The 12636-nt window shown below is 67.7% G+C and carries 12 protein-coding genes and 1 tRNA gene; 5 read left to right on the plus strand and 8 right to left on the minus strand.

All coding sequences use genetic code 11. The features are described from left to right. Window positions 1-7 precede the first annotated feature (7 nt). The 3 genes from AVE30378_RS08905 to AVE30378_RS08915 are packed head-to-tail and all read left to right on the plus strand — an operon-like array spanning window position 8 to window position 3797. Entirely contained in the window at window positions 8-1639 is a 1632-nt protein-coding gene (locus AVE30378_RS08905; RefSeq protein WP_129240494.1) for an ABC transporter ATP-binding protein, read from the plus strand. Window positions 1640-1679: 40 nt separating this feature from the next. Then, window positions 1680-1970 carry a cupin domain-containing protein gene (locus tag AVE30378_RS08910; RefSeq protein ID WP_129240495.1) on the plus strand — a complete coding sequence of 97 codons (291 nt, stop codon included), beginning with the start codon at window positions 1680-1682 and terminating at the stop codon, window positions 1968-1970. 45 nt (window positions 1971-2015) lie between these two features. Next, window positions 2016-3797 (plus strand): IlvD/Edd family dehydratase, encoded by a 1782-nt coding sequence (locus AVE30378_RS08915; protein WP_129240496.1) that lies wholly within the window; start codon window positions 2016-2018, stop codon window positions 3795-3797. Between the two features lie 24 nt (window positions 3798-3821). Here the strand turns inward: AVE30378_RS08915 and AVE30378_RS08920 are convergent, their stop codons facing one another. Next, complete coding sequence (locus AVE30378_RS08920) at window positions 3822-4217, minus strand: YbaN family protein (RefSeq protein ID WP_129240497.1); 396 nt, start codon at window positions 4215-4217, stop codon at window positions 3822-3824. A 27-nt stretch (window positions 4218-4244) separates the two neighbouring features. Then, window positions 4245-4961: a tetratricopeptide repeat protein gene (locus AVE30378_RS08925; protein ID WP_129240498.1), complete on the minus strand. Its 717-nt coding sequence runs from the start codon at window positions 4959-4961 to the stop codon at window positions 4245-4247. Between the two features lie 232 nt (window positions 4962-5193). On the opposite strand from AVE30378_RS08925, the gene AVE30378_RS08930 reads away from it, so the two are divergent. Next, entirely contained in the window at window positions 5194-6576 is a 1383-nt protein-coding gene (locus AVE30378_RS08930; protein ID WP_129240499.1) for a ferredoxin reductase family protein, read from the plus strand. Window positions 6577-6599: 23 nt separating this feature from the next. Here the strand turns inward: AVE30378_RS08930 and AVE30378_RS08935 are convergent, their stop codons facing one another. Then, window positions 6600-7073 carry a thioesterase family protein gene (locus AVE30378_RS08935; RefSeq protein WP_129240500.1) on the minus strand — a complete coding sequence of 158 codons (474 nt, stop codon included), beginning with the start codon at window positions 7071-7073 and terminating at the stop codon, window positions 6600-6602. 169 nt (window positions 7074-7242) lie between these two features. On the opposite strand from AVE30378_RS08935, the gene AVE30378_RS08940 reads away from it, so the two are divergent. Then, the gene (locus AVE30378_RS08940; protein ID WP_129240501.1) at window positions 7243-7485 is read left to right on the plus strand and encodes a CrpP-related protein; all 243 of its coding nucleotides are present in this window, start codon (window positions 7243-7245) and stop codon (window positions 7483-7485) included. Between the two features lie 258 nt (window positions 7486-7743). On the opposite strand, the gene AVE30378_RS08945 is transcribed toward AVE30378_RS08940, so the two are convergent. The 5 genes from AVE30378_RS08945 to AVE30378_RS08965 form a co-directional block, all read right to left on the minus strand. Beyond that, a tRNA-Val gene (locus AVE30378_RS08945) sits at window positions 7744-7820 on the minus strand. Window positions 7821-7966: 146 nt separating this feature from the next. Continuing rightward, window positions 7967-8662 carry a phosphoribosylanthranilate isomerase gene (locus tag AVE30378_RS08950; protein WP_129240502.1) on the minus strand — a complete coding sequence of 232 codons (696 nt, stop codon included), beginning with the start codon at window positions 8660-8662 and terminating at the stop codon, window positions 7967-7969. 51 nt (window positions 8663-8713) lie between these two features. Further along, window positions 8714-9811, minus strand: a complete 1098-nt coding sequence (locus AVE30378_RS08955; RefSeq protein ID WP_129240503.1) for a TRAP transporter substrate-binding protein — start codon at window positions 9809-9811, stop codon at window positions 8714-8716. Window positions 9812-9864: 53 nt separating this feature from the next. Then, window positions 9865-10674 carry a tRNA pseudouridine(38-40) synthase TruA gene (truA, locus tag AVE30378_RS08960; protein ID WP_129240504.1) on the minus strand — a complete coding sequence of 270 codons (810 nt, stop codon included), beginning with the start codon at window positions 10672-10674 and terminating at the stop codon, window positions 9865-9867. Between the two features lie 3 nt (window positions 10675-10677). After that, a complete protein-coding gene (locus AVE30378_RS08965) occupies window positions 10678-12453 on the minus strand; it encodes a type IV pilus assembly protein FimV (RefSeq protein WP_129240505.1) in 1776 nt (591 codons plus the stop codon). Window positions 12454-12636 lie beyond the last annotated feature (183 nt).

The following is a 12636-nucleotide window of genomic DNA, read 5'->3' on the forward strand; positions in this document are numbered from 1 at the left end:
GGACGACATGACCGAATCCACTCCCTTGCTGTCCGTCCAGAACCTCAGCATCGCCCTGCCCCGGGGCGGCGACCGCCCCTACGCGGTGCAGGACGTTTCCTATGACATCCGGTCCGGCGAGATCCTTTGCATCGTCGGCGAATCGGGCTCCGGCAAATCCATGAGCGCCAACGCCATCATGGGCCTGCTGCCCGACTACCTGGCGCCGCAGCAGGGCCGCATCCTGTTCCGCGGCCAGGACCTGCTGCGGCAGGAAGAGCCGGCCCTGCAGGCCATGCGCGGCAAGGACATGGCGATGATCTTCCAGGAACCGCTCTCGGCGCTGAACCCGCTGATGACGGTGGGCGAACAGATCAGCGAAGTCATGCGGGTGCACGACGCCTACCCCGGCGCCCGGCGCATGGCGCGCACGCTCGAAATGCTGGCCTTCGTCGGTCTGCCCGACCCCGCCGCGCTCTACCACGTCTATCCCTTCCGGCTGTCCGGCGGGCAGCGCCAGCGCGTGATGATCGCCATGGCGCTGGCGCTGGAACCGGCGCTGCTGATCGCCGACGAGCCCACGACCGCGCTGGACGTCACCACGCAGGCGCAGATCCTGGCGCTCATCGCCCGCATCCAGAAAGAGAAAGGCATGGGCGTGATGTTCGTCACCCACGACTTCGGCGTGGTGGCCGAGATCGCCCACCGGGTCGCCGTCATGGAAAAAGGCATCGTGGTCGAACAGGGCCCCGCGGACGAGGTGCTGAACCGGCCCCGCCACCCCTACACGCAACGCCTGATCGCGGCGGTGCCGCACCGCCGCGGCGACGAGCGCGCGGCCGCCGAACACGAGCGGCCCGTGCTGGACGTCAGGAATCTGAAGAAGACCTACGTGGTCGGGCGCGGCTGGCTGGGCGGCAAGCGCGAAGTGCACGCCGTGGACGACGTCAGCTTCAGCGTGCGGCAGGGCGAAACGCTGGGCATCGTGGGCGAATCCGGCTCCGGCAAGTCCACGATCGGCAAGTGCCTGCTCAAGCTGGTGGGCATCGACGGCGGCCAGCTCGTCTTCAATGGCCAGGACATCGCGGCCATGCCGGAAGCGCGCTTCCGGCCTTTGCGCCACGATATCCAGATGATCTTCCAGGACCCCTACGCCTCGCTCAACCCGCGCCATACCGTGGGCCGCATCATCAGCGACGGCCCGGCCGCCAACGGCGTGCCGCGGGCCCGGGCCGAGGCGCGGGCACGCGAATTGCTGGCGCTGGTGGGGCTGGACCCGTCCGCCTTCGACCGCTACCCCAACGAGTTCTCGGGCGGACAGCGCCAGCGCGTCGGCATCGCCCGCGCGCTCGCGCTGGAGCCCAAGGTGCTGGTCGCCGACGAATCGGTATCGGCGCTGGACGTGTCCGTGCAGGCGCAGGTGCTGCAACTGTTGCACGATCTGCAGCAACGGCTGAAGATTGCACTGGTGTTCATCACTCATGACTTGCGCGTGGCCGCCCAGATCTGCAACGCCGTGCTGGTCATGCATCGCGGCAAGGTGGTCGAATATGGCACGCCCGCGCAGATCTTCGACAACCCGCGGCATGCCTATACCCGGCAGCTCATCGCCGCCGTGCCCGGCCAGCACTGGGATCCGTCCCGGGCGCAGGCGGCATGAGCCGATTTTCCGCTCTCGTCACCCACCAGGAGATACACCGATGCAACGCCCCGCCGCCATACCGACCGTGCAGATCGACAATGAGCAGGTCACCGTCACCGAATGGCGCTTCCCGCCCGGCGGAGAGACGGGATGGCACCGCCACGGCATGAATTACGTCGTCGTCCCGCAGACCACCGGGCCGCTGCTGCTGGAAACGCCCAACGGCCAGGTCACCAGCCAGCTCACCACCGGCGTGGCCTATTACCGCCCCGTGGGCGTGGAGCACAATGTCATCAACCCCGGCGACACCGAATTCGTGTTCGTCGAGATCGAACTCAAGCGCGCATAGCGAAAGCGGCCGGGCCGCCGAGCGACGGGCGCATGCGAGGTTCCCATGTCACAGACTTCCCGCAAACTGCGCAGCCAGAAATGGTTCGACGACCCGACGCACGCCGACATGACCGCCATCTATGTCGAGCGCTATCTCAACTATGGCCTGACGCGGCAGGAACTGCAGTCGGGACGGCCCATCGTCGGCATCGCCCAGACGGGCAGCGACCTTGTGCCCTGTAACCGCCATCACCTGGCGCTGGCCGAACGCGTCAGGGACGGCATCCGGGACGCAGGCGGCATTCCGATGGAATTCCCCGTGCATCCGCTGGCCGAGCAGGGCCGCCGGCCCACCGCCGCGCTGGACCGCAACCTGGCCTATCTGGGCCTGGTCGAAATCCTGCACGGCTATCCGCTGGACGGCGTGGTGCTGACCACGGGCTGCGACAAGACCACGCCCGCCTGTCTCATGGCCGCGGCCACCGTCGACATTCCCGCCATCGTGCTCTCGGGCGGGCCGATGCTCGACGGCTGGCACGACGGCCAGCGCGTGGGCTCCGGCACAGTCATCTGGCATGCCCGCAACCTGATGGCCGCCGGCAAGCTGGACTACGAAGGCTTCATGACCCTGGCCACCGCGTCGTCCCCGTCGATCGGGCACTGCAACACCATGGGCACCGCGCTGTCGATGAATTCGCTGGCCGAGGCGCTGGGCATGTCGCTGCCCACCTGCGCCAGCATTCCGGCCCCCTACCGGGAACGCGGCCAGATGGCCTACGCCACCGGCATGCGCATCTGCGACATGGTGCGCGCGGACCTGCGGCCCAGCCATATCCTGACGCGGCGGGCGTTCGAGAACGCCATCGTGGTGGCGTCCGCGCTGGGCGCCTCCAGCAACTGCCCGCCCCATCTCATCGCCATCGCGCGGCATATGGGGGTCGACCTGAGCCTGGCCGACTGGCAGCGGCTGGGCGAAGACGTGCCGCTGCTGGTCAACTGCGTGCCCGCGGGCGAATACCTGGGCGAAGGCTTCCACCGCGCCGGCGGCGTGCCCGCCGTGCTTCATGAACTGGCCGCCGCCGGCCGCCTCCATGTCGACTGCCCCACCGTGTCCGGCAGGACCATCGGCGACATCGCCGCCGAAGCCCGGACCCGCGACGCCGACGTCATCCGCGGCTGCGACGCGCCGCTGAAACACCGCGCGGGATTCATCGTCCTGTCGGGCAATTTCTTCGACAGCGCGATCATCAAAATGTCGGTCGTGGGCGACGCCTTTCGCCGCGCCTACCTGTCCGAACCCGGTTCGGAAAACGCCTTCGAGGCGCGCGCCATCGTGTTCGAAGGCCCCGAGGACTACCACGCGCGCATCGAGGATCCGGCGCTCAACATCGACGAACACTGCATCCTGGTCATCCGCGGCGCCGGCGACGTCGGCTATCCGGGCAGCGCGGAAGTGGTGAACATGGCCCCGCCCTCGCACCTGCTCAAGCGCGGCATCGATTCATTGCCCTGCATGGGCGACGGCCGCCAGAGCGGCACCTCGGCCAGCCCCTCCATCCTGAACATGTCGCCGGAAGCCGCGGTGGGCGGCGGCCTGGCGCTGCTGCGAACCGGCGACCGCATCCGCGTCGACCTGAACCAGCGCACGGTCACCGCGCTGGTGGACGAAACGGAAATGGAGCGGCGCAGGCAGGAACCCGGCTATCGGGCGCCCGAATCGCAGACGCCCTGGCAGGAGTTGTACCGCCAGTTGGTGGGCCAGCTTTCGACCGGCGGCTGCCTGGAACCCGCCACCCTGTACCTGAAGGTCGTGGAAACGCGCGGCGACCCCAGGCATTCGCATTGAAGGCGGCGGGCCAGGCGCTGGCGCCTAGCCGCCGGGAGGCTCGCCGCCCGGACCGGGCTCGCGCGGCGACGGCCGGGTGACGACATAGGCGGCGCTGGCCACGAAGAAAATGGCGACGGCGGCGGCAAGCCGCCACGAGGGATGCGCGCCCCACCAGAAGAGGACATATCCGACCGCCATTCCCAGGCAGGCATAGGTCTTGCCCTTGCGCGACACGGCCCCCTGGTCCCGCCAGGCGCGCAGCGCGGGGCCATAGGTCGGGCTCTCCAGCAGCCATTTTTCCAGCCTGGGCGAAGACCGCGAAAAGCAGGCGACCGCCAGGATCAGGAAAATCGTCGTGGGCATGACCGGCAGGAAGGCGCCGATGACGCCCAACGCCAGCATCAGGCAACCCAGGCAGAGCCACAGAACTCTCATCATGATCGGCGACGGGATATCGCGCGCCCCTCAGGGCTGCGCGGGCTCCGGCATTCTGACGCGCAGCATTTCCACGAATCCCGGGCTGGGCCTGCCGCCCGCCGCGCGCGCCTTGAAGACCATGGACCAGGCGTCGGCGTACTGGCCCCGCCGGTAGAAAGCGGTGGCCCATGACGCGTAGAGATAGCCTTTGTCCGGCTCCACCTTCTCGCCCTTGCGGTACAGCGCGTCCGAGCGCAAGGTCGCCGCCACGCGCGCTTCGGGCGGCAAGGTCCTGTCCTCGGCGGCGCACCTTGCGGCGATCCGTCCCGCGTCCGCGTACATGCCCTGGAACGACGGCGGATCCATGCCGAGCGCCCGGTCCATCATGTTCATGGCCTCGCAGAACCTGCCCTGGTCATGCAGCACCGCGGCAAAGCCGGTGTATACCTCGGGATTCTTCGAATTCAGCAGCCATGCCTGGTTGAACCGGCGCATGGCCATGCCCGGCTGGTCCGCCTGGTAAAAGCGGTATCCCTGCTCCACCCAGGCCCGGGACGCGCCCGCGCGGGATCCGTAGGCTTGCGTCGCCTCGGCGATCAGCTTGTCGTCGGCCGCCCTCAAGTCGGCGGCCGCGGAGCGGTCCGCTCCGCCGTACATCGGCGCCTCGTCGATCCCGGCCTTGGGCGCGGCCGGCCCCGTGCCCGCCGCGCAGCCGGCCAGCCACAGGGCGGGTAGGAAAAGCAGGGACCTGGCGGTCTGGCGCATGGACGGCGAATCCGAGTCTGAAGGAACACCGCAATATACCGTAGCGGGCGGCCCCGGCCCGTTGCCGAGCGCCCCGCGGGCATCGCCGCGCATGCGCGATCCCGGCCGATGGACCCGCCATCATGAACGGCGGATGAATGACCTCTTCAGACTGAGTTCATGACGGAACTTCCAGAATAGTCCGCGAAGTCCGGCAGGCTGCCGGCACAGCGAACCTCATAGGAAGACCATCATGCGTATCAAAATGGCGATGGGTATCTGGCTGCTGGGCATTACCCTGGCATGGCTGGCCGTTGCGCCCCTCGATCCAGGCGTGCTGCCTCTTGTCGACCCGCAGGGCGCCGCGGCGGGCGGATGGCTGTTGCGCCGGCATGTTCTGTACCTCTCGGGGCTTTGGAGCATTGGCCTGATGAGCCTGACGATGCTCCTGGCGCTGCGCCTGCCTTGGCTGGAGCGTCCGCTGGGCGGGATGGACCAGGTCTATCGCCTGCACAAGTGGGCTGGCGTCGGCGCGGCGCTCACCGCCCTCCTGCATTGGGGCGCCAAGGAGTCCAGCGGCTGGATCAAGGCGCTGTGGGGAACCGTCGGCAGGCCCGGCCGCGATGCCGTACTGCCCGGGCTTGCCGGCTTCCGGGACGCGGCCAAGGATCTGGGCGAATGGGCCTTTTACCTGCTCCTGGCCATGGTGGCCATTGCGCTGTTGACCCGGCTGCTGTCCTACAAGCCCTGGCGCTTCCTGCACCGCGCCATGCCGCTGCTGTTCCTGGCGCTGGCGTTTCATACGGTGGCGCTGATGCCCATGGGCTTCTGGGCCTTGCCGCTGGGCGCGCTCATGGGCGCCTTGCTGGCGCTGGGCAGCGCAGCGGCCTTGTGGTCGCTGGCGGGATGGGTCGGCCGGGCGCGCCGCCACGCCGGCCGCATCCATGCCGTGCACGTGCTGGGCGATGGCCCACAGGCGCCGGTCGAGGTGATCTGCGCCTTGCCGGCCAGTTGGCCGGGGCATCGCCCCGGGCAGTTCGCGTTCGTGCGCTTCCACCGCGGCGAAGGCGCGCATCCCTTTACCATCGCCAGCGCGCCGGGCAGCCTGGGCACGGACGAACGAGGCGAGCCTTTGCTCCGCCTGGTCATCAAACCGCTGGGAGACTACACCCGCAGCTTGGGCCAGCGGCTGCGGGCGGGTCAGCAGGTGGATATCGAAGGCCCCTACGGCCGCTTCGACGGCCAGGGCGGCCACGGCCGCCGACAGGTATGGGTGGCGGGAGGCGTGGGGGTAACGCCGTTCCTCTCGCTGCTCGAATCACGCCAGCCCGGCGCCCAGCCCCCGCGCATGCGCCAGCAGCCCGCGCACATGCACTACTGCACCCGCGACGCCGCCGCCGATCCCTTGTTGCCACGCTTGCACCAGCTCTGCGAACGCGCCCGGCCGCCGGTGACGCTCACGGTGCACAGCGACGCGCAGAGCCAGCGCCTGACGCCCCAGGCATTGGAGGCGGGCATGGCCGGACCGCTGGACATCTGGTTCTGCGGCCCCCAGGGCCTGGGCGACGCGCTGCATGCCCATTCCGGCGGACTGCGCTCCTGGCGGCTGCATCGGGAATCGTTCGCGATGCGCTGAACCGGAGCGGCGGCTGCCGCCGCTCAGACGCGCTTGAGCGGCAGCAGCCGCCGGTATCCCTCGGGCAGCGGGTGCTGCGCATGGTCTTGCGCAGCGCCGGCCAGCCGCGCCGCCACCTCGGCGGGAAACGGCTTGGCGCGACGCGTTTCCAAGTCTACGTGCAGGGACAATTGCTCCATGGTGGCGGCCAGGTAGCCGTCGCGCGCCTGTATCAGTTCCATCAGGCAGAGCAGCCTCTTGTCGTCCGCTTCCAGCATGCGCAGACGCAGTTCCAGCGGGTCGCCCGCCAGCACCTCGCGCAGGTAGGCGACATGGATGTTCATCGTGTAGATGCCGCAGCGCGTCTGGCGGGTGTAGTCCGCCCCGACGCCGTAACGCCCCAGCAACTCGAAGCCCTGGCGATCGAACACGCCCACGTAGTGGGCGGCATTCATGTGGCCGTATTCGTCGATCCAATCGGGTTTGACGGCCAGGGACAGCGCGGGAAGTGCGGACATGGTTTTCGGCTTCGGCAGTTGAGGATCTGCAAGCATACGCGTTGCCAGGCGCAAGCGTCCGGTCCCGGCAGGCGCCGTCCAGCGGGATAGTGCTGCAATACTATTGCGGATCGTTGCGTTCTGGCGCCATACTAGGCCGGCCAATCAACTACTTTTGGAGGGTTTTGCAATGCAACGCGACGACATCCAAAAGCTGGGCGCGCAAGCCGCCCGCGACGGATTGACCTTGTGGGACTGCCCCTACTACCGCGCCGCGGCCATGCCCGCCCACACGGGGGAAACCATCGCGGCATGGCGCGATAAGGTCGAAGCCTGGGAAGCCGGTTGGATGACGCAGACCAAGACGTGGAAACCGCCGCCTGGCGGCGTTCCGCGATACGTGCCGCGCGCGGTGGCGCGCCGCGCGCAGTAGGTCCCGCGGCGTTGCTCCGAACTGAGCGTAGGCATCGCCCTTCACGTCCCTTCGCAAGACATACGCGGCGGGACATTTATTTTTAAAAGCGGCGCGGGCAATTTCCGGCGCGCAATCATTCCGCGGATTCCGCGCATGCGATTTTATATACCCGCGTTCCGCGAGCGTTTTTTACACCACGGCAAAAACAAAAAAGCCGCCAGATCCATGATCTAGCGGCTTTCTTTTTGCCGTGCTGTACAGCACTTTGCAGGAATTTGGTAGGCGGTATTGGAATCGAACCAACGACCTCCACGATGTCAACGTGGCGCTCTAACCAGCTGAGCTAACCGCCTGCAAAGAAGAAGAATTATATAGTGCTTTTTTGAACTGTGCAAATCGTCTTGGGAGATTTTTTGCCGTTTTCATTGCGTCCGAAGCACTGAGGCACTGCCTTGGCTTTCGCCAATACTGCCACCGCTTCGAAGCGCTTTTGCACTAATCAGCGCTGCTTATTCATCAGCACTGCTTCGCTCTTCAGTATCGCGTCTGCGGCATGCACCGCGGAAACGAAGAACGAGATTCTATCAGAACTTTTTATTCCTTGCTCGACCTCGACTCCGCTGCTCACATCGACGCCCCAAGGCTTGAGCGAATGCACCGCCTGCCCCACGTTTTCGGCGTTCAAACCGCCGGACAGGATCAAGGGCCGCGAGATCGGATCGGCCTTCACGTCGTCGAGCAAGGCATAGTCGAAACCGTGCCCGCTGCCGCCATAACCGGCGCTGTAGCTGTCGAACAGCCAGCCCGCGGCTTCGCCGTAGGCGCGGCACGCGGACGCCAGGTTTTCCGCGGTATCCAGGCCGGGAGCGCCGGCCCGGAAGGCGCGCAGGAAGCGGCGGCCGTAACGGGCGCAGTCCTGGGGCGTTTCGTCGCCGTGGAACTGCAGCAGTTCGGGCCCCACCTGGTCCAGCACGGCCTGCACCTCGTCCTGCGCCGGATTCACGAACAGCGCCACAACGTCGACGAAGGCAGGCACCATGCGCCGCAGTTGGGCGGCGCGCAGCGGAGCGAGGCAACGCTTGCTCTTGGCGTAAAAGACAAAACCGATGGCGTCGACGCCCGCCGAGACGGCGGCGTCGATATCCTGTTCGCGGGTCAGCCCGCAGATCTTGATGCGTGTGCGCATGGAACTCATCACTTGCGTCGTCGCCGGGCGCGACGAGTTGAATCAGTATATCCGGCGCGCTCAGGCGGCGGGCTGGCCCAGGGTCGCCACGAGGTTGTCGAAACTGCCTTCGGCCAGGCGGAACCACGGGACTTCCTTGTCGCGAAACGCGGCCATGCTCTCGTAGAGTTTCTTGAACATGGGGTCCTTGGCGCTCATCTCTTTATAGGCGGCGAGGGACGCCTCGTAGCTTGCCTGCAGGACCGGCCGGGGAAACGCCTTCAGTTGCGCGCCGCGGGCTACCAGGCGGCGCAGGGCGTCCGGATTGCCGGCGTCGTACTTGGCGATCATGTTGCCCGTGGCCATGCGGCACGCCAGCGCAAGCGCCGACTGGTACGGCTTGGGCAGTTCGTCGTAGGCATCCTGGTTCACATAAAGCGACAACTGCAAGGTGCCCGCCCACCACCCGGGGAAGTAGTAGTTCCTGGCCACCTTGTAGAGGGCCAGGCTTTCGTCGTCGTAGGGACCGATCCACGCGACCGCGTCCACCACGCCCTGCTCCAGCGCCGCATAGGTTTCCGCCGCCGGCACCTCCACGGGCGTCGCGCCCTGGCGCGCCAGCACATGGCGGGCGAATCCGCCGGCCTTCACCTTCAGTCCGCGCAGATCGTCCGCGGTCTTGATTTCGCCGCGGAACCAGCCGCCCATCTGCGCGCCGGTATAGCCGCAGGGGAAATTCAGGATGTTGTACTTGTCGAACAACACGCGCGTCAGCGCCAGGCCTTCGCCCTGGGTCATCCAGGCATTCATCTGCCGCGTGTTCAGGCCGAACGGCACGCCGGCGTCGAAGCAAAGCGCCGGATCCGTATCGAAATAACGGGTCGAGGCCGTGTGGCCGCAATCGACCACGCGATGCTGCACGGCTTCCAGCACCTGGCCCGGCTGCACCAGGTCGCCCGCCGGGAATATCTCGATGCTGAAACGCCCGTCCGTCACTTCGGCCACATAGCGGGCGACGTCTTCCGCGCCGGCGAACAGCGTGGGAGATTCATTGGGAAAACTGGAGGCCAACCGCCATGCGACCGTAGGGGCATCCTGCGCGAAAACGGGGGCCGCGAGGGCGGCACCGCCGGCGGCGGCTCCCAAGGCGGTCTGCTTCAAAAACGCGCGGCGTTGCATGGCTAAGAGCCTCCATGGAGCGCGGAAAGGCGTCGCCGTCGCCGGCGGCTTCCCTAATAGGTTTGAGTAAACGGCGACAGCAACTGCGATCCCCCGTCGAGTTCGGACAGCCCGAACGCTTCGGGATAATCAATGGCCGACAGGTACAGGCCGTCAGGCGCGAACGTCGGCGCGCCGCGCTTGCGGTCGCGCCACGACAGGAGCTGCGCCATCCAGTCGACCGATTCCCTGCCCTGCCCGACTTGCAATAGCGCTCCCATGATATTGCGCACCATGTGATGCAGGAAGGCATTCGCCTTCAGCGTAAACACCAGGAACGGGCCGCGCTCGTCGATATCCAGCCGGTGCAGGCGGCGTACCGGATGCTTGGCCTGGCACTGCGAAGAACGGAAGCTGGAAAAATCGTGTTCCCCCAGCAATGCGTTCGCCGCGGCCCTCATGGCCTCCACGTCCAGCGGCTGGAAACACCAGCCCGCCCTGCCCGCCCACAGCGCCGGACGCACCCGCCCGCGCCACAGCAGATAGACATAGGTCCGCGCGCTTGCGGAAAACCGAGCGTGAAAATCGTCCGATACCGGCTGCGCCCACTGAACCGAAATGCTGGACGGAAGAAACGCGTTAACGCCCCGCACCCAGGACTCCATCCGGCGGTCGAGCGCGGTGTCCAGGTGGACTACCTGCATCGCGCCATGCACGCCGGTGTCCGTGCGGCCCGCGCAAATCGTGGGCACGGACCCCGCCACACCGCAAAAACGTCCCAAGGCGGCTTCCAGCGTGTCCTGCACCGTCTGCCGGTGCGGCTGTGTCTGCCAGCCCTGCCAGGCGGAGCCGTCATACGCCAGCCCCAATGCAACTCTAGCCATGTATCAAACCTGTGGACCGCTGACCCGGCGCGGTTCGTCCGTGGGCGGTTCGTCCAGGTCGAGATTGATGCTGTCGAGCTTGCGGTTCAGCGCTGCCGTGTCCAGCGCCGGCTCGTTATAGGCGTAGGTCTCTTCGTCATCGTCTCCGCGGCGGGCGCCGGCCCTGCGCAACAGCCAGGCGATCGCGAACGCGATCAGCGCCAGCACGGCGGTGACGATGACAAGCAGATTGTCGGCCAGCCAGGCCGGCATATCCGACTTGGCGTCCTTGTCCGGCGAGGCGGCAGCCGGCGTGCTTGCCGCTCCCGGCGTGCCTGTGGCGCCTGGCGTGCCTGCTGCGCCCGGTGCGCCTGCTGCGCCCGGCGTGCCTGCTGCCCCCGGCGTGCCTGCCGTGCCCGGTGTGCCTGCTGCGCCCGGCGTGCCTGCTGCGCCCGGCGTGCCTGCTGCGCCCGGCGTGCCTGCTGCGCCCGGCGTGCCTGCCGTGCCCGGTGTGCCTGCTGCGCCCGGCGTGCCTGCTGCGCCAGATGTGCCTGCTGTGCCCGGTGTGCCTGCTGCACCCGGTGCGCCTGCTGTACCCGGTGCGCCTGCCGCACCCGAAGTGCCTGCTGCACCCGGTGCGCCTGCTACACCCGATGCGCCTGTTGCCCCTGGCGTGCCTGCCGCACCCGATGCGCCTGCCGCACCCGACGCGCCTGCCGCGCCCGGTGCGCCTGTTGCGCCCGAAGTGCCTGCCGCGCCCGAGGCTCCCTGTTGTCCGACCGCCTTGTTCAGGTCGTCGACGTTGCTCTGCAATTGGTCCACCCGTCCCTGGACGTCGGCCATCGCGCGCTGGTTGGAGGTCTGGGCATCGGCCCGCGCTTCGGCTTGCGCGGACGCGCTGTCCTGGGCCTGCCCGGCGGACAGGCGCACGCGGTCCTGCGGCGGCGCGGCCGTGGCGACGCCCGTGTCGCCGGGACGGACGACGCTGCCCGACGCCCCGCCCTGCCCCTGCACCACGGACGGATTGGCGGCGGACGCCGCGCCGATCCGCGAGCGGTATTTGGCGAAGGCCTCGGCGTGCTCGTTGAAGATCCGGCGGGCCTCGGCCGGATCCACCGCGCGCACGGTGGCCGCATCCGGGATCGTCAGTGTCTTCCCGGCGCGAACCAGGTTCATATTGTTCTGGATGAACGCCTCGGGATTCGCGCGCCACAGCGCCACCAGCATCTGGTACACCGAGGCGTTGGGCACCGCGTTCCGTTGCGCGATGCCGAACAGGTTGTCGCCGGACTTCACGTTGACCGACCGGCTGCCGCCCGCGCGGGAAGGCGTCCCGACCGAGGCCGGCGTCACGTCGGCGCTGGTGCCGCGCAGCGGCACCAGGATGCTGACCTGCACCTGCCGCTGGCCGGAACTGGAGCTGATGTCCAGCAGCAAGTCCACCGCGCCGCTGGCCGGCGCCTGCGAGGCCCGCACGCGGAGGTTCTTGCGCGTGGCGTCCATGCCGTCCTCGATGCGGACCACCAGGCTGGCCAACGGCACCGGAGGCTTCAGGCCCGCGCGGAGCCAGGCGGCCTCGTCCGCGACCGAGACCTTCAGCGACGACACTTCGTCGGGGCTCAGTTCCTGCAATCCCACCACCGCCTGCAGCGGCGCGCCCGGCACGGAAACCACCCGCGAATGCCCCACGCGCATGGCCATCGCCGAACCGCACACGCTTGAGCCTATCGCCAACGCAATCGCCCACTGCAGGGCTTTCAAACGGCGAGCATGCTTCACTTGGCGCGAACGCTGGGTCATAAGCTGGAATTCCGTTCTTGTAGTCGAATTACGGGCTGGCGCCCCTTCACGCCCAACAGGCGGGAACCGGCACCAATTCACGGGAAAAGTGTAATGGATCGAGCGCATTTCACAAACCTGAAAGGCGCGCCGGCGTGCGCCGGCATGCACATCCGCCACATATCGCCGGCCCCGCGCAAACGA

The organism is Achromobacter veterisilvae (assembly GCF_900496975.1).
Classification (GTDB): domain Bacteria; phylum Pseudomonadota; class Gammaproteobacteria; order Burkholderiales; family Burkholderiaceae_B; genus Achromobacter; species Achromobacter veterisilvae.